Annotated in this window: 18 protein-coding genes; 10 read left to right on the forward strand and 8 right to left on the reverse strand. The window is 63.7% G+C overall.

Features of this window, described 5'->3' with window-relative positions; genetic code table 11:
- From ACYG9V_RS23240 to ACYG9V_RS23270, 7 genes are all read right to left on the reverse strand, one after another.
- Positions 1 to 1,431 (reverse strand): aspartate aminotransferase family protein, encoded by a 1,431-nt coding sequence (locus ACYG9V_RS23240; RefSeq protein WP_352765479.1) that lies wholly within the window; start codon positions 1,429 to 1,431, stop codon positions 1 to 3.
- 67 nt (positions 1,432 to 1,498) lie between these two features.
- The gene (locus tag ACYG9V_RS23245) at positions 1,499 to 2,506 is read right to left on the reverse strand and encodes an NAD-dependent epimerase/dehydratase family protein (protein ID WP_352765398.1); all 1,008 of its coding nucleotides are present in this window, start codon (positions 2,504 to 2,506) and stop codon (positions 1,499 to 1,501) included.
- On the reverse strand, positions 2,503 to 2,952 hold the full coding sequence (locus ACYG9V_RS23250) for an EamA family transporter (RefSeq protein WP_023670373.1): 450 nt from the start codon (positions 2,950 to 2,952) through the stop codon (positions 2,503 to 2,505). Before ACYG9V_RS23250 ends, ACYG9V_RS23245 begins: the two co-directional genes overlap by 4 nt.
- Before the next feature lie 124 nt (positions 2,953 to 3,076).
- Positions 3,077 to 4,429 carry an FAD-binding oxidoreductase gene (locus ACYG9V_RS23255; protein ID WP_352765400.1) on the reverse strand — a complete coding sequence of 451 codons (1,353 nt, stop codon included), beginning with the start codon at positions 4,427 to 4,429 and terminating at the stop codon, positions 3,077 to 3,079.
- Positions 4,430 to 4,432: 3 nt separating this feature from the next.
- Entirely contained in the window at positions 4,433 to 5,866 is a 1,434-nt protein-coding gene (locus tag ACYG9V_RS23260; protein WP_352765402.1) for a UbiA family prenyltransferase, read from the reverse strand.
- A gap of 206 nt (positions 5,867 to 6,072) precedes the next feature.
- Complete coding sequence (locus ACYG9V_RS23265) at positions 6,073 to 6,336, reverse strand: hypothetical protein (RefSeq protein WP_023670370.1); 264 nt, start codon at positions 6,334 to 6,336, stop codon at positions 6,073 to 6,075.
- 145 nt (positions 6,337 to 6,481) lie between these two features.
- Positions 6,482 to 8,971: a mechanosensitive ion channel family protein gene (locus ACYG9V_RS23270; protein WP_023741598.1), complete on the reverse strand. Its 2,490-nt coding sequence runs from the start codon at positions 8,969 to 8,971 to the stop codon at positions 6,482 to 6,484.
- A gap of 318 nt (positions 8,972 to 9,289) precedes the next feature.
- Between ACYG9V_RS23270 and ACYG9V_RS23275 the strand changes: the two genes are divergently transcribed.
- The 5 genes from ACYG9V_RS23275 to ACYG9V_RS23295 all read left to right on the forward strand — a co-directional run bounded on the left by ACYG9V_RS23275 (position 9,290) and on the right by ACYG9V_RS23295 (position 16,071).
- A complete protein-coding gene (locus ACYG9V_RS23275; protein WP_023670368.1) occupies positions 9,290 to 10,549 on the forward strand; it encodes a sarcosine oxidase subunit beta family protein in 1,260 nt (419 codons plus the stop codon).
- Between the two features lie 11 nt (positions 10,550 to 10,560).
- On the forward strand, positions 10,561 to 10,857 hold the full coding sequence (locus tag ACYG9V_RS23280) for a sarcosine oxidase subunit delta (protein WP_352765405.1): 297 nt from the start codon (positions 10,561 to 10,563) through the stop codon (positions 10,855 to 10,857).
- The gene (locus tag ACYG9V_RS23285; RefSeq protein WP_352765406.1) at positions 10,854 to 13,865 is read left to right on the forward strand and encodes a sarcosine oxidase subunit alpha; all 3,012 of its coding nucleotides are present in this window, start codon (positions 10,854 to 10,856) and stop codon (positions 13,863 to 13,865) included. The genes ACYG9V_RS23280 and ACYG9V_RS23285 overlap by 4 nt, the downstream gene beginning before the upstream one ends.
- The gene (locus tag ACYG9V_RS23290) at positions 13,858 to 14,475 is read left to right on the forward strand and encodes a sarcosine oxidase subunit gamma (RefSeq protein ID WP_352765407.1); all 618 of its coding nucleotides are present in this window, start codon (positions 13,858 to 13,860) and stop codon (positions 14,473 to 14,475) included. The genes ACYG9V_RS23285 and ACYG9V_RS23290 overlap by 8 nt, the downstream gene beginning before the upstream one ends.
- 153 nt (positions 14,476 to 14,628) lie before the next feature.
- Complete coding sequence (locus ACYG9V_RS23295) at positions 14,629 to 16,071, forward strand: MFS transporter (protein WP_352765409.1); 1,443 nt, start codon at positions 14,629 to 14,631, stop codon at positions 16,069 to 16,071.
- 18 nt (positions 16,072 to 16,089) lie between these two features.
- Here ACYG9V_RS23295 and ACYG9V_RS23300 read toward each other — a convergent pair whose 3' ends face one another.
- Entirely contained in the window at positions 16,090 to 16,794 is a 705-nt protein-coding gene (locus ACYG9V_RS23300) for a nitroreductase (RefSeq protein ID WP_023700347.1), read from the reverse strand.
- A 282-nt stretch (positions 16,795 to 17,076) separates the two neighbouring features.
- On the opposite strand from ACYG9V_RS23300, the gene ACYG9V_RS23305 reads away from it, so the two are divergent.
- Genes ACYG9V_RS23305 through ACYG9V_RS23325 form a run of 5 tightly spaced genes read left to right on the forward strand, consistent with a single transcriptional unit; the run spans position 17,077 to position 24,610 of the window.
- Positions 17,077 to 17,619, forward strand: a complete 543-nt coding sequence (locus tag ACYG9V_RS23305; protein WP_023815506.1) for a helix-turn-helix domain-containing protein — start codon at positions 17,077 to 17,079, stop codon at positions 17,617 to 17,619.
- A gap of 16 nt (positions 17,620 to 17,635) precedes the next feature.
- Positions 17,636 to 20,089, forward strand: coding sequence for a GcvT family protein (locus tag ACYG9V_RS23310; RefSeq protein WP_352765413.1), 2,454 nt, complete (start codon positions 17,636 to 17,638; stop codon positions 20,087 to 20,089).
- Positions 20,086 to 20,985: a homocysteine S-methyltransferase family protein gene (locus tag ACYG9V_RS23315; RefSeq protein ID WP_352765415.1), complete on the forward strand. Its 900-nt coding sequence runs from the start codon at positions 20,086 to 20,088 to the stop codon at positions 20,983 to 20,985. Before ACYG9V_RS23310 ends, ACYG9V_RS23315 begins: the two co-directional genes overlap by 4 nt.
- Positions 20,985 to 22,166, forward strand: coding sequence for a pyridoxal phosphate-dependent aminotransferase (locus ACYG9V_RS23320; protein ID WP_352765416.1), 1,182 nt, complete (start codon positions 20,985 to 20,987; stop codon positions 22,164 to 22,166). The genes ACYG9V_RS23315 and ACYG9V_RS23320 overlap by 1 nt, the downstream gene beginning before the upstream one ends.
- Positions 22,163 to 24,610 (forward strand): GcvT family protein, encoded by a 2,448-nt coding sequence (locus tag ACYG9V_RS23325; protein ID WP_352765418.1) that lies wholly within the window; start codon positions 22,163 to 22,165, stop codon positions 24,608 to 24,610. Before ACYG9V_RS23320 ends, ACYG9V_RS23325 begins: the two co-directional genes overlap by 4 nt.
- Positions 24,611 to 24,773 lie beyond the last annotated feature (163 nt).

The following is a 24,773-nucleotide window of genomic DNA, read 5'->3' on the forward strand; positions in this document are numbered from 1 at the left end:
TTAACGGACCTGGCTTTTGACGAAATCCTTCACGATCCCCACGATGCCGCGCGACAGCAGGCTATCGAAGGCATCGACGAAATGGTCGACATGCTCGCGCTGGCAGATCAGCGGCGGCTCGAGACGGATGACGTTGCGGTTGTATTCGGTGAAGGCGACGAGCACGTCATAGTCGCGCAGCAACAGCGCGCCGACGAAGCCCGACAGCGAGCCCTTCAGCTTGTCGTCGAGGACGCTGACGATCGGACGCAGCACCATCGGCAAGGTCTGCGAGAAGTCGTGGAACTCGAGCCCGACCATAAAGCCTTTGCCGCGCACATCCTTGATGATCTTCGGGTACTTCTCCTTCAGCGCCTGCAGGCGCTGCAGCAGATAGTCGCCGGTAGTGGCGGCGTTGTCGATCAGCCCCTCATCATAGAGCACGTTGATGCCCTCGATCGCGGTGACGCAGGCCTCGCCCATGCCGCCAAAGGTGGCCATGGCATGGATCATCGCCGTCTTCGGCGTGCCATAGGCCTTCATATAGACCTCGCGCCGGGCGACCATCGCGCCGACCGCCGCCTTGCCGGCGCCGAGCGATTTCGCCAGCGCCGTCACATCGGGCACGACGCCATAATGCTCGAAGGCATAGAAGCGTCCCGAACGGCCATAGCCGCACTGCACTTCGTCCGCCACCCACAGCACGCCATACTGGTCGCAGAGCGCGCGCAATTTCTGCCAGTATTGCGCCTCTGCCTGGATGATGCCGCCGCCGCCCTGGATGGTCTCAAGTACGATGACGCCGACCTCCGGGTCGGAGCGGAACAGCCGCTCGACCGCTTCGATATCGGCGAACGGAATGCGCACGGTGTTCTCAGCCATCTTGAAGTCCGCGCGGTAGAGCTGGCCGTCGGTGATGCCGAGCACGCCCTTGGTCTTGCCGTGGAAGGAATTCTCGGCATAGACGACCTTCGGCCGCTTCGGCCCGGCGGCGCGCTCGGCGAGCTTCACCGCCGCTTCCATCGCTTCCGAACCCGACGAGCCCAGAAATACCATGTCGAGATCGCCGGGCGAGCATTTGGCGATGTTGTGCGCCAGCGCCGATGCATATTGCGACATGAAGGCGATGGCGATTTCCTGGCGCTTCTCCTCCTGGAATTTGCGCCTGGCCTCCAGGATGCGCGGATGGTTGTGGCCGAAGGCCAGCGAACCGAAGCCGCCGAAGAAGTCGAGAATCTTGCGGCCGTTCTGGTCGATGTAGAACATGCCTTCGGCACGCTCGATCTTGATCTTGTGGAAGCCGAGCAGCTTCATGAAATGCAGCTGGCCCGGATTGAGATGCGCCTTGAACAGGTCGGTCATGCGCGCGACATCCATCGCCTTCGCCTGCTCGACGCTGATCAGGTCGGGCTTGGCGATGGCGGTAGGCGACAACGCCGGCGCGCCGACCATGGTGCGCGCGTTCGTCTGCTCAGGCTTGGCCATGACGGTCATTTCGGAGTTCTCCTGGTCGTCCCACTTATTCGGCGGGGACATGATTGGCGGTGACGGCAAGCCCGTCTTTCTTGGCGCGGTATTCGCTGTAGGCGGCGATCAGCATGTCCTCGTCGCGATATTGCGGCACCCAGCCGAGCTGGCGCTCGGCCTTGGATACGTCGAGCACGCACTCCTCATCGGCGATCAGATATTGTTCGGGATCCATGATCGGCATGTTCATGAGATCGAGCAGGTCGAGGGTGCGCTTGACCGCCCAGCCCGGCGTCGGGATCAGCAGCGATTTCGAGCCGGCATGCTTGATCAGGTCGCCCAGCAATTTCTTCACCGGCGGCGGATTGAGGGAGCCCAGGTTATAAGCCTGGTTGGGCACGCCTGCCTTCCAGGCCGAGCGGGCAGCTTCCGCGCAATCGAACACCGAGATGAACTGATAGGGGTTCTTGCCCGAGCCGATCATCGGCACAGGAAAATTCCAGTCGATCAGTTTGAACAGCTTTTCCAGGATCCCGAGCCGGCCGGGACCGATGATCAGGCGCGGGCGAAACAGCGAGATCGACATGCCGCGCTTGCGCCATTGCGCGGCGAGTTCCTCGGTCTTCTGCTTCGACCATCCATATTCGCCGAGCGGCGCGACCGGGTGCTCCTCGGTCATCGGCTGGGTGACCGTGTGGCCGTAGATCATGTCGGTGGTGTAGTGGACGAGCTTGGACGCGCCGGCCTTGTCCATCGCCTGCATGATGTGTTCGGTGCCGTGGAAATTCACCGGAAAGAAGAAGTCGTGACGCTTGGCCCGCACCTGGATCGGCGACAGCATTTTGGCCGACAGGTTGTAGACCATGTCGTCGGCCTTCAATCCGATGTTGGCCACCGAGGCCGTATCCGTGACATCGCAGGTGACGAAGCGAACGTTGCGATAGTGCGTCAGGTCGCTCTTGACGATGTCGGCAACGACAACCTCTTCGCCATCGGCCACAAGCTTCGGGGCAAGATGACGGCCGACGAAGCCGTCGCCGCCGAAAATAACATGTCTCATCGAACGATCTCGTTTGTCTGGATCTTGTCGGGGATGATGGAAGCGGTTTGGTCGTCATGCCCGCGCCCGCCCAAGTCTCGACCGCTTTGCGCGATCAGCACGGTGCCAACGCAGATGAAGGCGATGCCGGCAATGCGCCAGGCATTGAGGTCCTCGCGGAAGATGAAATAGGCGAAGATCGCAACCGCGACATAGGCAAGGCTGAGGAACGGATACGCAAAGCTGAGCTCGACCTTGGACAGCACATAGAGATGCGAAGCCATCGAGATGACGAAGGTGCACAGGCCGAGAAACACCCATGGGCTGAAAACGACCTGCAACAGCCTCAACAGCGGATTGGTGCCTTCGAACGAAATCGGCCCGAGTGACATCATGCCTTGCTTCAGCATCAGCTGCGCGGCGGCATTGGTCATGACCGTGAACAGAATGAAGACGATGTATTTCATATTTTGCACCCGCCACTCGCAACGGTCCTATTACGAACCTGCAAACATTTCATGAAGTCACGACAATGCTTTGAGTAAACCACGGAATTTACGATCTATTCACCATGACTTATTCGGATTGTACCTATTCAGCTGCCTCGACACGCCCTGGCCGGACGTTGAGCTTTTTCGCCGTCCGCAGCCAGAAACTGGACACGAACGCCGGGTCGCGCAGCGCTTCGAGCCGCTGCCAATTCGGGAAGGAGGCCGCGAAAGTATCAGCGCCCATGCGCGCATCCTTGTACGGGTTGACCGCGCCGCCGGCCGCGACCGTGATGCGGTCGAGTTCGCTGAGCAGGGCCAGCGTCCTGTCGCCGCGATTGGGGAAATCCAGCGTCAACGTGAAGCCTGGCCGCGGAAAGGACAGCAGCCCCGGCGAGCGGATCGAGCCGAAGCGCTTCAACACGGTGAGGAAAGAGCCCTGCCCGGCCCGTCGCGCCGCCTCGAGCAGCGCCGGCACGGTCTCACGCGCGACATTTTCCGGCACCACGCTCTGGTGCTGGTAGAGACCTTTCGGACCATACAGCCGATTCCAGTCGCCGACACCATCAAGCGGAAAGAAAAAGCCCTGGTAGCCGGTTTGGCTCGGCCCCGGCGAGCTCCCCTTCTTCCACCGATAGGCGGCGTTAAAGGCGGTGAGGAACGGCCGGTTGAGCATATTGAACGGCGGCTGGAACGGCACTGAAAAACGGGAGCCGGCGCGAGACGCCGCATGCGAGCCATACTCGGCATGATTGCCTGTCAACAACAGGCCGCGCCCGCGGCCATGGCCGCCGGCAAGCTGGTCGATCCAGGCGACGGCATATTCATTGGCCTGGTCGGCGGCCTCGGCCAGTTCGAAGAATTCGCCGAGATCGGCAAACCGCGTTACCTTCTCGGCGATGTCGAGCGAATGCACCCGCATCAGCCGGATCGAGGCCGACAGGATCAGGCCGGTCAGCCCCATGCCGCCGATCGTCGCCGCGAACAGCCTTGCATTGTCGGTTGCCGAGCAGGTGTAGGTCCGCCCGTCCGAGCGCAACAGGGTGAGAGACTCGACATGGCAGCCGAAAGTGCCGCGCCGGTGATGGTTCTTGCCATGAACGTCATTGGCGATCGCGCCGCCAAGGGTGACGAACTGGGTGCCTGGGACCACAGTCGGAAAGAAGCCGTAAGGTGCAGTGTGCGCAATGATATCGGAGAGGAACACGCCGGCCTCCGCCTCGAGCAGGCCGGTCTCGGCATTGAAGGCGCCGATGCGGTTCAGCGGCCGCATGTCCACGACCGCACCTGGCTCGTTCTGGCAGGAATCACCGTAGGAGCGGCCATTGCCATAGGCGAGCAGAGCGTTCTTTGTCGCCTTGCCGCTTCGCATCAGCGCGATAGCATCCTCGGCCGCGATGGCTCGCTTTGCGGCCGGCGTGGCGAGGCCAAAACTCCGGTACCGTTCGCCGGCCATGCCCTACCAGCCTCCCGCGACCAGAAGGGCGGCGCCGATCACCACGACGATCTGGCTTCGCCAGTCGCGAATGATGAAGATGACCGGATCGTCATTCATCTCGTTGCGGCGCGCCAGGATCCAGACCCGCATGGTCAAATACAGCACGATCGGCGCCAGCGGCCAGACCAGCCAGGGATGCGGATAGAGTTCGCGCACGGAGACGCTGTCCATGTAGAGCGCCAGCACCAGCGCCGAGGAGAAGGCCGACGCCATGCCCGCCTGGGCGACGATCTCCTGATCTTCGATGCGGTAGCCGCGACCGGCAATGCGCTCGCCCACCGGAATGGCTGTGGTGCGCAGTTCGACATAGCGCTTCACCAGCGCCAGCGACAGGAAGAAGAAAATCGAGAAGGCGAGCAGCCAGAACGAGACTTCGACCCCGGTCGCCGCAGCACCTGCCAGCACGCGCACCGTGTAGAGCCCGGCCAGCGTCAGTACGTCGGCCAGGAGCATGCGCTTGAACGACAGCGAATAGGCTGTGGTCACCACCAGATAGCCGGCGAGCACGCCCAGGAACTCGATCGGCAACAGAAGCCCGGCGGCAATGCCAATCGCCAGCAGCACCGCCATCGCGCCGAGACCGAACGGGATCGACAAAGCGCCGCTGGCGAAAGGCCGGTTGCGTTTGGTCGGATGCTTGCGGTCGAGCGCAAGGTCGAAGAAATCGTTGAGGATGTAGATGGCGGAAGCCACGGCGCTGAAGGAGACGAACGCCAGCAGGCATTGCCAGATCATGTTGATGTTGAAGTATTCATGCGACAGCACCATCGGCACCGCGATCAGCGAATTCTTCAGCCACTGATGCACCCGCAGCATCTTGACGAATGTCTTCAATGTCCTTTTCGGCGCCGGCATCCTTTCGACGCTATGCGCGGCCTGCCAGCGCCTCGCATGGCGGTCGGGCGCCACGACGATGGCGTTGCGTGCGGCTCCGAAAACCTTGAGGTCGTGCCGGCTGTTGCCGGCATAGTCGAAACCGCCGTCGCCATAGGCGGCGATGAGCGCGTCGCGCTTGCGGCCCGAGGTCATGTTGTGGGGACCGTCGGTCGCAAGCACATAGTCGAAGACGCCCAGATGCGCGGCGATCGCCTCGGCGAACTTGCGTGGCGTACCGGTCGCCAGCACGATCTTGCGTCCGTCGCGATGGTCGGCGCGCAGCCGCTGCAGCAGCGCTTCGCGATAGGGCAGCGAGGCCGGATCGATGTCGATGCGGTCGGCGATGGCTTGTTTCAGCCGCGCCGGGCCGGCGGCCAGCCAGTACGGAACCAGGAAAACATAGAGCGGATTCTTCTTGAGCAGGATGAACAAGCCTTCCCAAAGAAGATCGGTCGCAATCAGCGTGCCGTCGAGGTCGACCGCAAGCGGGATTGCGTTCTTGTCCGACCGCGCATCCATATCTTTCCTGCCCAGCTCAAAAACCCGTCGCGCCACGTTTCGGCGTCTTGGTATCCGGCATAGCGAGCAACGGCGCAACGAACGTTAAAACGTCTGGTTGCAACGGATATGCGCCGGGGTATTTCCCTCGTCATCGTTAAGCAACCGTTGCCGTAGACGAGAAAAGGCCGGGCATTGCCCGGCCTCTACTACATTTGCCTGCCGACTTACTTGATGCGGGCAACGCCACCCGAGATTTCGACCGTTTCCGAGCCGGTCAGGGCCTCGAGGTCACCATTGGGCAAGGTGACAAAACAGCCGTTCGGGCAGAATTCCACGGTTTCGCCAGCGGCCAGCGCCAACTCCGTCTTGCCGCCGCCTTCCGTCACGATCAGCGTACGGGTCTCAGCATCCTTGTTGACCGCGCTGGCGGCAAAGGCCGAGCCACTCGCTGCGGTAAGAGCGATGGCGACGACGAGCGACTTCCACATTTTGCAATATCGGTGTTTCCACACCGCCTCTGTTGCATTTCGCAAGGCATTCTCGCCTTTGCATGTGAGCTTATATGAGATGCAAGCTGAACCGCAACTGAATGCCGCATTCATGCCGCAATTGGTTTGGGAGGAGCTTGGGGCCTTAGCTGGGATCGGGTTTGCGGGCCTTGCGACCAGTTTTGGCCAGCCGCTTCGCCTCGGCGGCGGCTCTGGCCTCCGCCTGCTCCTTCTCGGCGAACTCGACCTCGATCTTGTCGTCGTCGATCGGCCATGCGTCGGTCTTCTTGACCTTGACCTCGGCGCGCGGCGTCGAGGGGATTTCTATGTGCTCGGCGTCAAAAGCATCGAGAACGGCAAAGCGGATATCGTTCTGAACGATGGCGCCGTTCAGCACATCGGCCAGGAACACGCGGATCTCGAACTCGAGTGCTGCCGGCCCGAAATTGGTGAACAGCACGAAGGGTTCCGGGTTCTTCAGCACCAGCGCATGGCCGCGCGCAATCTCAAGCAGGACCGCGTGTACCCGCTTGACGTCGCTGCCATAGGCGACCCCGACCTTGATCTCCACACGTCCGAGCTTGTTGCGGTGCGTCCAGTTGCCGACGGCGTTGTTGATGAGGTTCGAATTGGGCAGGATCACCGATTGCCGCTGGAAGGTCTCGATTTCGGTGGCGCGCACGCTGATCTTCTTGACCGTGCCTGATGTGTCGCCGGCGACGATCCAGTCGCCGACCTTGAACGGCCGCTCGGCGAGAAGGATCAGGCCGGACACGAAGTTGGACACGACATTCTGCAGGCCAAAGCCGATACCCAGCGAAAGTGCGCCGGCAACAAGCGCCAGGTTGGAGAGATCGATGCCCGCCGCCGAGATGCCGACGAGGCCGGCGAGCGCGACGCCGGCATAGCCGACCGCCAGCCGGATCGAGTTGCGCACGCCGGTATCGACCTTGCCGCGCGCCATTACCGAGCCGTCGAGCCAGCCCTGGAACCAGCGGGTCAGGAAATAGCCGATGATGAAGACGACGATGCCGGTGAGGATGCCGGTGACCGAAATCGTCACCGAACCGACGGTGACGCCTGTCGCCAATTTATAGCCCCAGGCCTGGATATCGCCGGGCTGGAAGCCCCACATCAACAGGATCAGCGGCAGGAACACCAGCACGATCATCAGGTTGATGGCAACGCTGACGACGAGGCCGAGCTGGTCGAGCGCGGTGTCCTCATAGCTGGAATTGGTCTTCAGCCAGCGCCCGATGGACGTGCCGGCGAAACCACCCTCCTCGCCGATCTCGCGCGCCGACAGGAAGCCGATATAGGCGGTGAGCAGGATGGTGCCGGTGACCACGACCTGCAACGAGACGAAGATGGCAAGACCGATATAGCCGAACAGCGCCGCGGCAATCGTGAACAGGCCGAGCGCGACACAGGTGTAGCGCAGCCAGGCCGGCCAGGGGCGCCAGCGCCCGTCGGCGTCCTTGTAAGGCTTCAGCAGCGCCATAAGGATCAGGATGACGCCCACGATGACCGTGGCGACAAAACTCCTGGCCACCGTCAGCGACAGGGGCGAGCCCATCTTGTCGTTGACGATCGACAGGAAATTGTTGATGCCGATGACGACTGCCATGGCCGTCGTCAGCCGCACCAGCCAACGCGCCGGGCCGGTCTCGACCTGGATCAGGCGCCAGTTCGGCATGCTAGGCGACAGCGCCGCATTGGTCAGGCGGTTGACACAGAACACTATGGCGATGACGGCTGCCAGCGCGTTGAGGAACACGCCTATGTCGCCGCGCAGCACATTGTAATAATTGTACAGGAACACCGTCGAGGCGAGGAAGGCGCTGACCGCCAGCGTCGGCAGCAAAGTCGACCAGAACGCCACCGACAGGCGACTGAGATATGTCGGATCTTCAACCGACGCGTCGGGCTCGAAGATGCGCCCAAACAGGCGGCGCCCGCCGACCAGAAGCACCACGGCCAACGCAAGCGCCATGAGGGTCGCCGCGAGCATCGCCTGGAACTTGAACTTGAAGGCAAAGCTCAGCCACGATGACACCGCCCTGTAGAAGTTGGCGTATTCGTCCCTTGCGTCCGAAAACACCTGCGGGCTCAGTGCATCGGACAGCACATAGCGCTTGGTTAGGCCGCTGCGAAACAGCTCGCTGCGCATATTGCCGATCTTCTCGATCAGCGCATTGATGCGGATCGACAGGTTCTGCGCGCCGGCGATGACGGCGTTGATCTCCGCCTTTTCCGACGCCAGCGCCTGGCGCTCGCCGGTCACGATATCCGGTTCAGGCGGCTGTCCGGCAGCCGGGGGCGCACCAAGCTGCTCAAGCCTCGAATTGATCTCCCCCAGCCGGGACCGGAACGCCAGCGCGCTGTTCAGCGCAGCGCGCGACAGCTCTTCCAGCTGCAGGCGGATCTCGACGAGGGTGGTGTCGTCGACGCCGTCCTCCTGGACTTTCTTCTCCAGAGCGTCGGTTTTCGTCGTCAAACCCTGCAGGATTTTCTGCTGGTCGGCGACCAGCCCGGCAGGCGCCTGGCCCAGCCCCTGCGCCATCGCGCCGAACGAATGCGGCGCCAAGGCAACGAGCGCGAGGACCAGGATCAGGCGAAAGAAGCGAAAAAGCATAATGGTGGCGACTCAAAGGGCGGCAAGGCCGCTTCTAAAGCGGTCCTTGATAGAGACGCTCATCCCGTGGGGCAAGTCGTGGCGAAGTCATCGCAGTTGGGCGCCTTGCGGGAGTCGGCCAGTCGAAAAGCCATGGCGCAATCTTGGCTTTGCGCCCGCCGCCTGCTCTATAGTCTGCCGCATCGCACCCGAGCCGGATGGCTTCAGGTCTGTTGGACCTGAAATCATCCGGCTCTAAAAATCAAAGATATAGAGCATGATGTCGTCCGAAAACCGCTTCACACTTTTCGGCATCATGCTCTAGGGATGACATGAAGAATGGCGGAATATTCAGCCCTTTCGCTTCTCACGAACGCGCTCAAGGGAAACAAGGACTGGAAGCCGGCTTGGCGCAAGCCCGACCCCAAGGCTTCCTATGACGTCATCATCATCGGTGGCGGCGGCCACGGCCTGTCGACGGCGTACTATCTGGCCAAGGAGCACGGCATCACCAATGTCGCGGTGCTGGAAAAGGGCTGGCTGGGTTCCGGCAATGTCGGCCGTAACACCACGGCGGTGCGCTCCAACTACCTTTTGCCGTCCAACACCCGCTTCTACGAACATTCGATGAAGATGTGGGAGAACCTTTCGCACGACCTCAACTACAACGTCATGTTCTCGCAGCGCGGCTGCCTGAATCTGGCTCACACGCCGGGCCAGTTCGACGACCTGGCAAGGCGCGGCAACGCCATGCGCCATCTAGGCGTCGATGCCGAGCTGATGAGCACCGCCGAGATCGCGCGCCTGGTCCCGGCGCTGGACATGTCGGCCTCCGCGCGCTTTCCCATCGTCGGCGGCCTGATGCAGCCGCGCGCCGGCACCGCCCGTCACGATGCGGTTGCCTGGGGCTATGCCCGCGGCGCCGACCGACGCGGCGTCGACATCGTCGAGAATTGCGAGGTCACCGGCTTCCTGCGCGACGGCGACCGCATCACCGGCGTGCAGACGACGCGCGGAGAGATCCGCGGCAAGAAAGTCGCCGTGGCCGTTGCCGGCAGCACCGGACGGGTGATGCAGCTTGCCGGCATCGACAGGATGCCGATCGAGAGCCATGTGCTGCAGGCCTTCGTCACCGAATCGCTGAAACCTTTCGTCGACACGGTACTGACCTTCGGCATGGGTCATTTCTACATGTCGCAGTCCGACAAGGGCGGGCTCGTCTACGGCGGTGACATCGACGGCTACAACAGCTACGCTCAGCGCGGCAACCTGCCCATCGTCGATGAGGTGATGAGCGAGATGCTGGCGCTGTTTCCCGGCCTTGCGCGTGTACGCATGCTGCGCTCCTGGGGCGGCGTCTGCGACATGTCGATGGACGGTTCGCCGATCATCACCACCGGCCCGCTGCCGGGCATGTATCTCAATTGCGGCTGGTGCTATGGCGGCTTCAAGGCGACGCCGGCCTCGGGCTGGTGCTTTGCATACACCATCGCCAAGGACGAGCCGCACGCGTTCAACGCGCCGTTCACGCTCGACCGTTTTTATCGCGGCCTGGTGATCGACGACAAGGGCCAGGGCGCGACGCCCCGGCTGCATTAGGGTTCAAACAAATGCTTATCACTTGTCCCTATTGCGGCCCGCGCGACGTCATCGAGTTCACCTATCAAGGCGACGGCAACCGCGAGCGCCCGCAGCCCGCCTCGCAGGACCTCGACGCCTGGAACGCCTATGTCTACGACCGGCTGAACCCGGCCGGCGACCACAATGAGGTCTGGCAGCATTCCGGCGGCTGCCGCACCCATCTGAGGATGGTGCGCAACACGGTCACACATGAGATTTCCAGCACCGGTTTCGCCCGCGGCGACCACAATGCCGGTGCCTGGCACAAGGCCGGAGGGAAGTCGTGAGCCCGCGCCGCACCGAGACCGGCGGCCGCGTCGACCGCATGCGCACCATCCGCTTCACCTTCGACGGCACGCCCTACACCGGCCATGCCGGCGACACGCTGGCCTCGGCACTGCTTGCCAACGGCGTGACGCTTTTCGGCCGCTCATTCAAATACCACCGCCCGCGCGGCCTGCTCTCGGCCGGCGTCGAGGAGCCGAACGCGCTGGTCACGGTGCTGCGCGGCGAAGTGCGCGAGCCCAACATCGCCGCAACCATGGTCGAGATCTATGACGGGCTGGTGGCCGTCAGCCAGAACCGCTTTCCCTCGCTCGCCTGGGACATCAACGCCGTCAACCAGTTCGGCGGCAAGATCCTGGCCGCCGGCTTCTACTACAAGACCTTCATGGGCCCTGTCTTCGGCCCCTTGAAAGGCACCCGCTTCTGGATGTTCTGCGAGCATTTCATCCGCCGCGCCGCCGGCCTGGGCCGCGCCGGTATTGCCGCCGACACCTCGCGCTACGAGCGCATGAACGCGTTTTGCGACGTGCTGGTGGTCGGCTCCGGCCCGGCCGGCCTGTCAGCCGCCAAGGCCGCTGCCGACCAGGGCGCGCGCGTCATCCTGGCCGAACTCGAGCCGCGTTTCGGCGGCTCGGCCAACTGGTCCGGCGAGGCCATCGACGGCGCGCCGGCCGCCGACTGGGCGGCGCGCGCCGTCAGCCAGCTCGAAGGCCATGACACGGTCCGCCTGCTGCCGCGCACCACAGTGTGGGGCTATTACGACGGCAACACGCTGGCTGCACTCGAGCGCGTCACCGACCATAAGGAGACGCCCGGCAAGGGCGAGCCTCGCCATCGCTACTGGGCGATCCGCGCCAAAACGGTGGTGCTGGCCACCGGCTCATTCGAGCGGCCGCTTGTGTTCCCCGGCAACGACCGGCCGGGCGTCATGCTGGCGCATGCCGCCGAGCGCTATGTTAGTGATTATGGCGTGCTGCCCGGCGACAGGATCGCGCTGTTCACCAACAATGACAGCGCCTATCGCTCGGCGCTGGCGCTGAGGAAGGCCGGCGCGGCTATTGTCGCCATCATCGACGTGCGCCCCGAACTGTCGGCCGAGATGCGCAGTCTCGCCACCGAGGCCGAAGCCGAAATCCTCTCCGGCCATGCCGTAGTCGCCACCGAGGGCGGCAAGGCGCTCTCCGGCCTCAAGGTGCAGCGCTTCGACATGACCTCGGGCACGCTCAGCGGTGACGCCCGCAGCATCCACGCCGATAGCCTGCTGATGTCGGGCAGCTGGTCGCCGACCATCCACCTCGCCAGCCAGGCTGGCGCGAGAGCCGAGTGGAATCCTGCCCGCCAGGCCTTCCTGCCGCCAAAGCAAACGCAACAGCGCTGGCCAAATCAGCAATGGATTGGTGCGGGTGCTTTCAACGGCAGCTTCTCGACCATCGAAGCGATCACTGAGGGCCGCGCAGCCGGCCTGTCCGCAGCGGGCGGAGCGGCTGGGCCGGCAGCCTTGCCGGATGTCGAAGCAGCCCCGGGAAACCCAGATCCGGCCCCGGTGTTCGAGATCAAGGCGAAAGGCAAAAGCTTCGTCGACTTCCAGCATGATGTCACCGCCGAGGACGTGCGGCTGGCGCATCGCGAAGGCTTCGTCTCGGTCGAGCACCTGAAGCGCTACACCACGCTCGGCATGGCGACGGACCAGGGCAAGAATTCCAACGTGCCGGGTCTCGCCATCATGGCCGAGGCGCTGGGCAAACCGATCCCCGAAGTCGGCACGACCCGCTTCCGCCCGCCCTATTCGGCGGTCTCCATCGGCTCGCTCGCGGCCGAGCGCTTCGGCGATCTGAAACCCGAGCGGCTGACGCCGATGCATGACTGGCACCTCGCCAATGGCGCGACGATGTATTCCGCTGGCCTCTGGTATCGACCAATGATCTACGGCCTTGCCGGCGAGACGGTCGAGCAGGCCTATGTCCGTGAAGCCAGGGCGACGCGCGAAAGTGCCGGCATTGTCGACGTCTCGACGCTGGGCAAGATCGCCGTGCAGGGACCGGATGCCGGTGAATTCCTCGACCGCGTCTACACCAACATGTTTTCTACCCTCCCCGTCGGCAAGGCCCGCTACGGCCTGATGCTGCGCGAGGATGGGCTGGCCTTCGACGACGGCACCACATGGCGGCTTGGCGAACAGGATTTCCTGATGACGACCACCACGGCCAACGCCGGCAAGGTGATGCAGCATCTGGAATATTTCCTCGACGTCATCTGGCCGGAACTCAAAGTGCATGTCACCTCGGCAACCGACGAATGGGCGGGCGCGGCCATCGGCGGGCCGAAGGCGCGGGCCATCCTCGCCGCCTGTGTCACCGGCACTGGGGTCGACAACACAGCCCTGCCCTTCATGGGCATCGTGCGCGGCGAGATATCAGGCGTGCCGGTGATGATTTGCCGGCTGTCCTTCTCCGGAGAAATGGCCTTCGAGGTCTATTGCGGCGCCGGCTACGGCACCCATGTCTGGGAAGCCCTTATCGAAGCCGGCAAGCCGTTCGGCCTGGTCACCTACGGGCTGGAGGCGTTGGGCACGATGCGCATCGAAAAGGGCCATGTCACCGGCGCGGAGATCGACGGCCGCACCACGGCGCGCGACCTGCATCTCGACTGGATGCTGTCGAAGAAGAAGCCGTTCATCGGCTCGGCGATGATGGACCGCGAAGGCCTGATCGCGCCCGAGCGGCTGCAGCTGGTCGGTCTGGTCTCGCTCGACAATCGGCCGTTCAATGGCGGAGCCCACCTCGTCGAGGAACTGGACGAAGCCAATCCGCACGACTCCATCGGCCATATCACCGCCTGCTGCTACTCGCCGGCGCTGGGCAAGCACATCGCGCTGGCTTTGGTCGAGGGCGGCAAGGCGCGCCATGGCACCCGGGCATTCGTCTCCGATCCGCTGCGCAAGCGGTTCGGGCCGGTCGAAATCGTCTCCAACCATTTCTACGACCCGGACGGGAGCCGCATGCATGGCTGAGCGCCAATCACGTGAACGCCAGCCACCCGAGCGGCTCTCGCCGCTCGAGCCGGTGTTCCATCCGGGTTCGCACGGCAACTTCGAGCATGGCGTCGATGTCATTCTGACCGAAATCAGGCCAGGCTCGATTCTGCAGCTGGCCGCATGGCCGGGCGCGGAAAAGCAGCTGATCGAAGCGATCCGCAAGGTCACCGGCCTAGATTTGCCCGATGGCGCCGGCGGCGGCGTTGCCAAGGACGGCAAGGCCGCGTTCGGTTTCGCGCCTGGAAAATTCACCGCCGTCGACGATGCCGAGGGCCTGGCGACGCGTTTTGCCGGGGACGTAACCCCGGCAATCGGCACGATCACCGACCTGTCGCATGGCCGCACCGCTATCCGCATCGCCGGCCCTAAGGCCGAATGGGTGCTGGCGAAATTCTTCGCCATCGACTTTGCGCTGCCCGCCTTCCCGATCGGCTCCGGCCGTTCGACCACCCATCACGACGTCTTTGCGCAGATCCAGCGCACCGGCACCGACCAGTTCGACATCTATGTCTTCCGCTCCTTCGCCCGCTCGTTCTGGAAGGCGCTCTGCCATGCCAGCGAGGAGGTCGGCTACGAGGTTCAGTAGGGCCGACAGCCGTTCTGGCCTCAAGGCCAGCCGGTTCTGCCGCTAGAGAATGCTCCAATGGAAGCCCATGGTGGGGAACGTGGCCCAACCGGCCCAGGGGATCAAAAAGCTCCCGTCTCAGAGTCGGCATCGTCGTTTGGTTCGAACATCCCCATGACCGCAGAACTATCCGCCGGCGCCACGGATCGCGCCGATGTGTCGGCCAGAGCCTTGCTCCTGCTGCCGCTGACGGTCGCCTGCGGTGTGTTCATGACCAGCCTCGACCAGAATGTCGTGGTCACCGCCCTGCCCGGCATCAGCGACAGCCTCGGCCGGCCGCCGAGCCAGCTCGGCCTGTTGATCACCGTCTATGTCGCCAGCCTGATCATCTCGATGCCGCTCGGCGGCTGGGCCGCCGACCGCTTCGGCCCGCGCAACGTTTACTGCTTCGCCTTGCTGGTGTTCGCCGCGTCATCGGCGCTGTGCGGATTGTCCAACGACATCTGGACGCTGGTCGGCGCCCGCGCGCTGCAAGGCTTCGGCGGCGCCTTGATGGGGACGCTCGGCCAGGTCGTCATCCTGTCGACCTTCCCGCGCAGCCGCACGCTGAAGATCAACATGTATATTTCGCTGGCCGGCCAGTCCGGACCGCTGGTCGGCCCGCTGGTCGGCGGCGCGCTGACGACCTACATTTCCTGGCGCTGGATCTTCTTCATCAACGTGCCGTTCGCGCTGGCCGCGGCCGTTCTTGCCGCGTCGCTGTTTCCGGCCGTTACCAAACCGGTGCGCACGCCGTTCGATTTCCCGGGCTTCCTGCTGGTCGGCAGCGGCATGGTCCTGCTGGTCTTCGGCATGGATTCGCTTGCGGCCAAAGACGCCGCCGGCAGCATGGTCGCGGCCGAGCTGACGCTGGCGATCGTCATCCTGACGCTTGCCTCCTTCTACTGCCTGCGCGCCCGCAACCCCTTGCTTGACCTGAAACTCCTGCGCATCCGCACCTTTCGCATCTCATTCCTCACCGGTGGTGGGCTGGACACGATCGGCCTGAGCTCGGTCGTTTTCCTTTTGCCGCTGATGTTCCAGCTCGGCTTCGGCATGAGCGCCGTGCAGGCGGGATCGCTGACTTTCGTCGCCGCAATCGGCTCGCTGATCATGCGTGTCTTCATGCCGCGCCTGCTCAACCGTTTCGGCTTTCGCCGCGTGCTGGTCGTCAACACGCCGATCGTTGCTGCCATGGTAGCGGGCTTCGCCTTGATTGAGGCGACAACGCCGGTCTGGATCGTGCTCGTCTATATCTTTGCCTTCGGCGTTCTGCGCTCGGCGCAGTGGGCTTCGACCGGCAATCTCGCCTATTCCGACATCGCGCCCGACCAGCTCGCCCGCTTCAGCGCACTCTACTACATACTGTGGCAGTTGGGGGTAGCGATCAGCGTCGGCCTGGCGGCGGCGCTGTTGTCGTTCCTGGCTGGCGGCGGGCCGGCGGTGACCAACGACTTCCGCATCCTGTTCGTGGTCGAGGGCGTCATCACGCTCTGCGCGCTGATCGCCTATCTCAGACTGACACCGCAGGACGGCGCCCATGTCAGCGGCCATGGCGCGCAGATGAACGTGGAATAAGGCGCCGTTAGCCGAGCCCTATTCGCTGAACGTCACCCACTCTTCCAGCGGCACGCGGTCGGTGCGGAAGTCGTTTTCGGGCTTGGAGGTGTCCTCGAGGCCTAGCGCCATGCCGCAGACGACGATCTCCTCGTCGGGAATGTTGAGCACCGGCCGGATCTGCCGGTGATAGGGCGCGAAGGCGGCCTGCGGGCAGGTGTGCAGGCCCCTGCCTCGCGCCGCCACCATGATGTTCTGCAGGAACATTCCGTAGTCGATCCACGAGCCTTGGTTCAGCCGCCGGTCTATGGTGAAGATCATGCCGACCGGCGCGTCGAAGAAGACGAAGTTGCGGTCGTGCTGGGCGCGCATCTTGTCGACCTCGCGGCGACCGATGCCGAGTGCCCCGTAGAGCCCGAAACCGTTGGCGCGGCGGCGGGTGAGATACGGCTCGAAGAACTGGGTGGGGTAATAGCGATACTCGTCCCAATCGGCCTTTTCGGCGCGGATACCGGAATTCAGGATGGCATCGGTGATCTGCTGCTTGACCTCGCCCTTGACGACATAGACCCGCCAGGGCTGCATATTGGTGCCCGAAGGCGCGCGCGCGGCGACGCCAAGAATGGCTCGGATCGTCTCGTCATCGACCATGTCGGGCAGGAAGGCGCGCACTGAACGGCGCGAGATGATCGCCTCGTCGACAACAGCCGCGTTATGCGCTGCCAGGCCGTTTTTTTCCAGCATGGGCCGTCCCTTTGCGCACACTTCGAAAGCCGAACCGGCTATCGGAGAAGACCTTGCGCAGATTTCAATCCTTGGTCGCCGACCCGCATTCCCACACCCGCCGCTCGTGCCAGAGCCTTTGCATGAACCGCCAAAATGGCGCAAGCAAATCTTGTGTGCCCATGAAAATCCGCTTGATTTTTTCACGGACATGAGCTCTCATGAAATTCATTTCCAGATTTTCATCAAGTGAGCGTTTTGGCCCCAGCTATTTCCAAAACATTGCAGGGACCTGACGAGCGCCTGCTGGCGAGCGACATCCGTGCGCTGCGCAAGGCGCGCGGGCTGACGCTGGCTGAGATCGCGCTGAAGCTTGGCCGCTCTGTCGGCTGGGTCAGCCAGGTCGAGCGCGGCCTGTCTATCCCTTCACTTGGCGACCTCAGGGCCTTCGCAGACCTGTTCGGCGTGCCGCTCAGCCTGTTCTTCAGCCACGACGTGCCGATCGAAAAGGAGCGCGGCGTTGTCGTGCGCGCCGGCAGCCGGCGCACGCTTGGCACAAGCGAATCTGGCCTGGTGGAGGAGCTTCTGTCGCCCGATCTCGGCGGTAGTTTCGAGATGGTGCGTTCGATCTTCGCGCCGGGCGCCGAGATGAAGAGCGAGCAGCTGCGGCCGACCGAGGAAGCCGGCTACATCGCCTCTGGCATTTTCGAGATCGAGATCGCCGGCGTCTGGCACCGTCTTGTCGAAGGCGATTCCTTCCGCTTCGAGCGCAAGCCATACCGCTGGCGCAATCCCGGCAGCGAGCCGGCCGTGGTCATCTGGGTGGTTTCGCCGCCTGTCTACTGAACGAGGGGTTTCTAATATGGCCGGTTTGCCGACCACGGCACGCGTGGTGATCATCGGAGGCGGTGTCGTCGGCACCTCCTCGCTCTACCACCTTTGCAAGGCGGGCTGGACCGATTGCGTGCTTTTGGAAAAGAACGAGCTGACATCGGGCTCGACCTGGCATGCCGCCGGCAATGTGCCGACCTTCTCGTCGTCCTGGTCGCTGATGAACATGCAGCGCTATTCGACCGAGCTCTATCGCGGCTTGGCTGATGCCGTCGACTATCCCATGAACTACCACATTACCGGCTCGCTGCGGCTCGCCCACACCAAGGAGCGCATGCAGGAGTTCCAGCGCGCCAAGGGCATGGGCCGCTACCAGGGCATGGACATCGACATTGTCGGCCCTGATGAGATCAAGCGCCGCTATCCCTTCATCGAGACGCATGAATTGAAAGGCGCGCTCTATGATCCAAACGACGGCGACATCGACCCCGCGCAGCTGACGCAGGCACTTGCCAAGGGTGCGCGCGACATGGGGGCAAAGATCATCCGCTTCTGCCCGACCACGGGCGTGCGCCGTGAGAACGACGGATGGGTGGTTGTCACCCCGCAAGGCGAAATCCGCTGCGAGATCGTCGTCAACGCCGCCGGCTACCGAGCCGCGGAAGTCGGCAAAATGTTCGGCCGCGACGTCCCGATGATGGTGATGAGCCATCAGTACATCTTGTTCGAGGAAATCCCCGAACTGGTGGCCTGGTCGAAGGAGCAGGGCAAGAAACTGCCGCTGCTGCGCGACGTCGACACCTCCTACTATCTGCGCCAGGAAAAGAACGGCATGAATCTCGGCCCCTATGAGCGCAATTGCCGCGCGCATTGGGCGACCCACAACGACCCGATGCCGGAGGATTTTTCCTTCCAGCTATTCCCCGACGATCTCGACCGTCTCGAGCACTACCTTGCCGATGCCGTCGCCCGCGTGCCGATCCTGGGCACTGCCGGCCTGTCCAAGGTGATCAACGGGCCGATCCCTTACGCGCCGGACGGCAATCCGCTGATCGGTCCGATGCCCGGCGTTCCCAACGCGTTCGAGGCCTGTGTCTTCACCTTCGGCATCGCCCAGGGCGGCGGCGCCGGCAAGGTGCTGGCCGAATGGGTTACGCAGGGCCAGACCGAATGGGACATGTGGTCTTGCGATCCGCGCCGTTTCACCAGCTTTGCGGCCGCCCCCGACTATAGCGTCGCCAAGGGCATGGAGATCTACGGCAACGAATACGCCATCCAGTTCCCGCGCCATGCCTGGCCGGCCGGGCGCGACCGCAAGCTGTCGCCGATCCACGATCGCATCAAGGCGCTCGGCGCCCAGTTCGACGCCTATAATGGCTGGGAGCGTGCCACCTGGTATGCGCAACCCGGTGACGACACGTCGGAAGAAGCAACACTCACCTTCCGCCGCGACGGGCCGTGGCAGCACCGCGTGCGCGAAGAATGCTTGGCGGTGCGCGACGCCGCCTGCATTCTCGACCTGCCCGGCTTCTCGCGCTTCAACCTCGAAGGTCCTGGCGCAGCCGAATGGCTGGCGCTGCAGGTCACCGGCCTGGTGCCCAAGCCGGGCCGCATCGGCCTCGCCTATTTCGCCGACGACAAGGGCCGCATCGTCACCGAGATGTCGGTGGTGCGCCATGCCGAAGAGCAGATGACGCTGATCACCGCGGCGGTAGCGCAGTGGCACGATTTCGAATGGCTGAAGTCGCGCCTGCCGAAAGACGCAGCTTTCACCCTCACCGACAGGACCGAAGACTATTCGACGCAAATTCTCGCCGGTCCCAATTCGCGCAAGATCCTGGCCGAAGTCTGTGGCGCGGATCTCTCGCTGCCCTGGCTGACGCATCAGGAAACCACCATCGCCGGCCGCTGGGCGAAGCTGGTGCGGGTATCCTTCGCCGGCGAACTCGGCTGGGAAATCCACACCAAGGTGGGAGACACCGCCGCCATCTTCGACGCCATCTGGGCGGCGGGACAAAAACACGGTCTGAAACCGTTCGGCATGTATGCGCTGGATTCGCTGCGCCTCGAAAAGGGCTACCGGACCTGGAAGGGCGACCTGTCGACCGACTATACGGTCCTGCAGGGCGGGCTCGAGCGCTTCGTAAAATGGGACAAGCCCGACTTCCGCGGCAAGGCAGCCCTGCAGAACGAAAAGCAGCAAGGCGTAAAGAAGCGCTTCGTCACGCTGGTGGTCGAAAACCCCGGCGATTGCGACGCGCCGTCCGTGTCGACGCTCTGGCATGACGGCAAGATCGTTGGCGAGACGACGTCCGGCGGATGGGGGCATCGCATCGACAAATCGATCGCGCTCGGCATGCTGCGCGCCGACCTGGCTGAACCCGATACCGCGATCGAGATTGAAATTTTTGGCGATCGTTTCAGGGCGGTCGTGCAGAAAGACGAGCCGCTGTGGGATCCGAAAAACGAAAGACTGAGAGCATGAAGAAAGTCATTCTCACCGATGGCGGCATGGGCCAGGAACTGGTCCGCCGCAGCAGCTCCGAGCCGACGCCGCTCTGGTCGGCCAGGGTGCTGATCGACGAGCCGGATCTGGTGCGTGACCTGCATGCCGAATTCATCCGGGCCGGCGCTCGCGTCATCACTATCAACACCTATTCGGCAACGCCGGAGCGGCTCGCGCGGGAAGGAGCAGAAGACCTCTTCAAGCCCTTGCAGAAGCGCGGCATCGAATTGGCAAGACAGGCACGCGACGAGGCAGGCGATGCAGCGATCGCCGGCTGCCTGTCACCGCTGTTCGGCAGCTATGCGCCGGCGCTGACCATATCGTTCGAGGAGACGCTGGACATCTATCGCCGCATCGTCGCCGAGCAGGCCGATGGCGTCGACCTGTTCCTGTGCGAGACCATGGCCTCAGCCGAGGAAGGCCGTGCGGCCGTTACCGCTGCGTCGGAAAGCGGCAAACCTGTCTGGGTGTCTTGGACGCTCGCCGATCACGGCGCGCCGCGGCTGCGCAGCGGCGAAACAATAGCGGCAGCGGCGGACGCCCTCGACGGCCTGACGGTTGCAGCGCGCCTGGTGAATTGCTGCCGGCCAGAAGCGATCGCCGCGGCACTGCCCGAATTGATTGCTCTCGGCGGCCCGGTCGGCGCCTATGCCAACGGCTTCACCTCTGTCGAAGCGCTCAAGCATGGCGGAACGGTCGAAGTGCTGCACGCCCGCCACGACCTTGATCCGGATGCCTATGCCGACCAGGCGCTCGGCTGGGTCGCCGCCGGCGCCACCATCGTCGGCGGATGCTGCGAAGTCGGCCCGGCCCACATCGCTGCCTTGCGCGACCAGCTCGAACAGGCCGGCCGCGAAATCTCGGGAGTATCCTGATGCCCAGACCGTCATCGCGCATTTCCGGCATCGTGCCTTCGGGCAAAGATGGCTGGGAGGTCCACACCGAGGCCTGGGCCCGCAAGGAGGCCGGCCAGGACATCATCATGCTGTCGGTCGGCGACCATGATTTCGATACGCCGAGCCAGACGATCGAAGCCTGCGTGACGGCGGTTCGCGGCAGCAACCATCACTACACCCCGCTTCCCGGCGTTCCGCGCCTGCGCAGGGCGATGGCGGCGGCCTCGACCGCTTGCACCGGGGTCGAGACGGCGCCTGACCAAGTCATCGCCACGCCGGGCGGCCAGGCCGCCCTTTACGCTGCCGTGCAGGCCGTTCTCGACCAGGGCGACCACGCCATCGTGGTGGCGCCCTACTACGCGACTTATCCCAACACGTTCAGCGCCGCCGGCGCCAGCTTCACCGTCGTCGAGACGCCGGCCGAAGACGGTTTCCAGCCGCACGCCGAGATGATCCGCGCTGCGCTCAAGCCCAACACGCGCGCCATTTTGATCAACACGCCGAACAACCCGACCGGCGCCGTCTATTCGCGTGAGCGTCTGGAAGAGCTGGCCGAGATCTGCCGCGAGCACGATCTTTGGCTGCTGTCGGACGAGGTCTACTGGACGCTAGGTGGCGGCGAGCACATCTCGCCGCGCGGCCTGCCCGGCATGGCGGAGCGCACGCTGGTCATCAATTCGATGTCCAAGAGCCATGGCATGACCGGCTGGCGCATGGGCTGGCTGACTGGCCCGGCGCAGATGATCACGCTGTTGACCAATCTCAATCTGGTGACGACCTACGGCCTGCCGGCCTTCATCTCGATCGCCTGCGCCGAGGCGCTGGAGAACCGCTATGGCGTGAAAGAGATCGCCGAACGCTATGCGGCGCGCCGCACCGTCCTGCTCGACGCCGTGCGCGGCATGAACAATGTCAGCGTGCACGGCTCGGAGGGCGGCATGTATGTCATGCTCGACATCTCCGCCGTCGAGCCCGACGACGAGAAATTCGCCTGGGCCTTTCTCGACCAGGAGAGTGTCGGCGTCATGCCGGGTTCCAGCTTCGGCAAGGCCGCTGCCGGCCACATCCGCATCAGCCTCTGCCAACCGGAACCGGTGCTTCAGGAAGCCGCAAAACGCCTGCGCCGCTTCGCATCCGGCTATCGCCGCGAGGCCGCATGACCAGAAGCATTCCCACCAAGGCCCGCGCGGTTATTATCGGCGGCGGTGTCTCCGGCTGTTCGGTCGCCTACCACCTGGCCAAGCTCGGCTGGACCGACATCGTGCTGCTGGAACGCAAGCAGCTGACCTCGGGCACGACCTGGCACGCCGCCGGCCTGATCGGCCAGCTGCGCGGCTCGCAGAACATGACGCGGCTGGCGAAATATTCGGCCGACCTCTACGTCAAGCTGGAGGCCGAAACCGAAGTCGGCACCGGCATGCGCCAGGTCGGCTCGATCACCGTGGCGCTGACTGAGGAGCGCAAGCACGAGATTTACCGGCAGGCCTCGCTCGCCCGCGCCTTCGATGTCGATGTGCGCGAGATTTCGCCTGGTGAAGTCAAGGAGATGTACCCGCATCTCAACGTGTCCGATGTGGTCGGCGCCGTGCATCTGCCGCTCGACGGCCAGTGCGATCCCGCCAACATCGCCATGGCGCTGGCCAAGGGCGCCCGCCAGCGTGGCGCCGCCATCGTCGAGAATGTGAAGGTCACCAAGGTCCACACCAAGGCCGGTCGCGTCACCGGTGTGTCGTGGGCGCAAGGCGAGGATCAGGGAACGATCGAGGCCGACATCGTCGTCAACTGCGCCGGCATGTGGGCGCGCGAGCTCGGGGCCCAGAACGGCGTCACCATCCCGCTGCATGCCTGCGAACATTTTTATCTCGTCACCGAGCCGATCCCCGGGCTCGGTCGTCTACCGGTGCTGCGCGTTCCCGATGAATGCGCCTACTACAAGGAAGACGCCGGCAAGATGATGCTCGGCGCCTTCGAGCCGGTGGCCAAGCCCTGGGGGATGGACGGCATAAGCGAGGATTTCTGCTTCGACCAGTTGCCGGAGGACATGGAGCATTTCGAGCCGATCCTCGAAATGGGCGTCAACCGCATGCCGATGCTGGCAACCGCCGGCATTCACACCTTCTTCAACGGCCCCGAAAGCTTTACCCCCGACGACCGCTACTATCTCGGCGAGGCCCCGGAACTCCGTGGCTACTGGATGGCGACCGGCTACAATTCCATCGGCATCGTCTCGTCCGGCGGCGCCGGCATGGCGCTGGCGCAGTGGATCAATGACGGCGAAGCGCCCTTCGACCTCTGGGAAGTCGACATCCGCCGCGCCCAGCCATTCCAGAAGAACCGTAGGTATCTCAAGGAGCGTGTCTCCGAAACACTCGGCCTGCTCTATGCGGATCACTTCCCCTACCGGCAGATGGCAACGTCCAGGAATGTCAGGCGCTCGCCTTTGCACGAGCATCTGAAGGCGCGCGGCGCCGTGTTCGGCGAAGTCGCCGGCTGGGAGCGCGCAAACTGGTTCGCCCGCGAGGGACAGGAGCGCGAATACCGCTATTCCTGGAAGCGGCAGAACTGGTTCGACAACCAGCGCGAGGAGCACCTGGCGGTCCGCAACAAGGTCGGCCTGTTCGACATGACCTCGTTCGGCAAGATCCGTGTCGAAGGCCGCGACGCCTGTGCCCTCCTGCAAAGGCTGTGCGCCAACGATATGGACGTGGCGCCGGGCAAGATCGTCTACACCCAGATGCTCAACCAGCGCGGCGGTATCGAAAGCGACCTGACGGTGTCGCGGCTATCTGAGACCGCCTACTTCCTCGTCGTGCCGGGCGCGACGCTGCAGCGCGATCTCGCCTGGCTGCGCCGGCATGTCGGCGACGAATTCGTCGTCATCACGGATGTCACAGCAGCTGAGGCGGTGCTCTGCCTGATGGGTCCGGATGCGCGAAAACTGATGCAGAAGGTCAGCCCTAATGATTTTTCCAACGACAAGAATCCGTTCGGCACCTTCCAGGAGATCGAGATCGGCATGGGCCTCGCCCGTGCCCACCGCGTCACCTATGTCGGCGAACTCGGCTGGGAACTTTATGTTTCGACCGACCAGGCGGCCCATGTCTTCGAGGCGATCGATGAAGCGGGGGCGGATGTCGGCCTGAAACTTTGCGGACTGCATACGCTGGATTCCTGTCGCATCGAAAAGGCGTTTCGGCATTTCGGCCATGACATCACCGACGAGGACAATGTGCTGGAGGCCGGCCTCGGCTTTGCGGTCAAAACCGCCAAGGGCGAGTTCATCGGCCGCGATGCGGTGCTGAAGAGAAAAGAAGCCGGCCTGTCGCGCCGGCTGGCGCAGTTCCGTTTGAAAGACCCTGAACCCCTGCTCTTCCACAACGAGGCGATCCTGCGCGACGGCAAGATCGTCGGCCCGATCACATCGGGGAATTACGGCCACCATCTCGGCGGCGCGATCGGACTGGGCTATGTGCCCTGCCAGGGCGAGAGCGAGGCGGATGTGCTGGCCTCGTCCTACGAGATCGAGATCGCCGGCGAGCGTTTTGCGGCGGAAGCATCGCTGAAGCCGATGTACGATCCCAAGGCGGAACGGACGAGGATGTAGCACCTTTTTACCCTCCCCCTTGTGGGGAGGGTCGGCTCGCAGTCGGAGCGAAGCGGCGATTGCTAGACGGGGTGGGGGTGCGCCCTACGAGACCCCCCACCCCGCTTCGCAAAAGCCGCCTTGCGGCATTTGCTGCGCGACCCTCCCCACAAGGGAGAGGGTG

It is taken from the genome of Mesorhizobium sp. W016, from assembly GCF_054719485.1.

What these genes read in the sequence shown, in the direction of transcription:
- ACYG9V_RS23260 (WP_352765402.1), bottom strand. Translation starts at nt 5,866, where the DNA reads ATGGATGCGCGGTCGGACAAGAACGCAATCCCGCTTGCGGTCGACCTC.
- ACYG9V_RS23280 (WP_352765405.1), top strand. Translation starts at nt 10,561, where the DNA reads ATGCTTATCACTTGTCCCTATTGCGGCCCGCGCGACGTCATCGAGTTC.
- ACYG9V_RS23255 (WP_352765400.1), bottom strand. Translation starts at nt 4,429, where the DNA reads ATGGCCGGCGAACGGTACCGGAGTTTTGGCCTCGCCACGCCGGCCGCA.
- ACYG9V_RS23270 (WP_023741598.1), bottom strand. Translation starts at nt 8,971, where the DNA reads ATGCTTTTTCGCTTCTTTCGCCTGATCCTGGTCCTCGCGCTCGTTGCC.
- ACYG9V_RS23310 (WP_352765413.1), top strand. Translation starts at nt 17,636, where the DNA reads ATGGCCGGTTTGCCGACCACGGCACGCGTGGTGATCATCGGAGGCGGT.
- ACYG9V_RS23315 (WP_352765415.1), top strand. Translation starts at nt 20,086, where the DNA reads ATGAAGAAAGTCATTCTCACCGATGGCGGCATGGGCCAGGAACTGGTC.
- ACYG9V_RS23245 (WP_352765398.1), bottom strand. Translation starts at nt 2,506, where the DNA reads ATGAGACATGTTATTTTCGGCGGCGACGGCTTCGTCGGCCGTCATCTT.
- ACYG9V_RS23320 (WP_352765416.1), top strand. Translation starts at nt 20,985, where the DNA reads ATGCCCAGACCGTCATCGCGCATTTCCGGCATCGTGCCTTCGGGCAAA.
- ACYG9V_RS23250 (WP_023670373.1), bottom strand. Translation starts at nt 2,952, where the DNA reads ATGAAATACATCGTCTTCATTCTGTTCACGGTCATGACCAATGCCGCC.
- ACYG9V_RS23240 (WP_352765479.1), bottom strand. Translation starts at nt 1,431, where the DNA reads ATGGTCGGCGCGCCGGCGTTGTCGCCTACCGCCATCGCCAAGCCCGAC.
- ACYG9V_RS23300 (WP_023700347.1), bottom strand. Translation starts at nt 16,794, where the DNA reads ATGCTGGAAAAAAACGGCCTGGCAGCGCATAACGCGGCTGTTGTCGAC.
- ACYG9V_RS23325 (WP_352765418.1), top strand. Translation starts at nt 22,163, where the DNA reads ATGACCAGAAGCATTCCCACCAAGGCCCGCGCGGTTATTATCGGCGGC.
- ACYG9V_RS23275 (WP_023670368.1), top strand. Translation starts at nt 9,290, where the DNA reads ATGGCGGAATATTCAGCCCTTTCGCTTCTCACGAACGCGCTCAAGGGA.
- ACYG9V_RS23265 (WP_023670370.1), bottom strand. Translation starts at nt 6,336, where the DNA reads ATGTGGAAGTCGCTCGTCGTCGCCATCGCTCTTACCGCAGCGAGTGGC.
- ACYG9V_RS23290 (WP_352765407.1), top strand. Translation starts at nt 13,858, where the DNA reads ATGGCTGAGCGCCAATCACGTGAACGCCAGCCACCCGAGCGGCTCTCG.
- ACYG9V_RS23295 (WP_352765409.1), top strand. Translation starts at nt 14,629, where the DNA reads ATGACCGCAGAACTATCCGCCGGCGCCACGGATCGCGCCGATGTGTCG.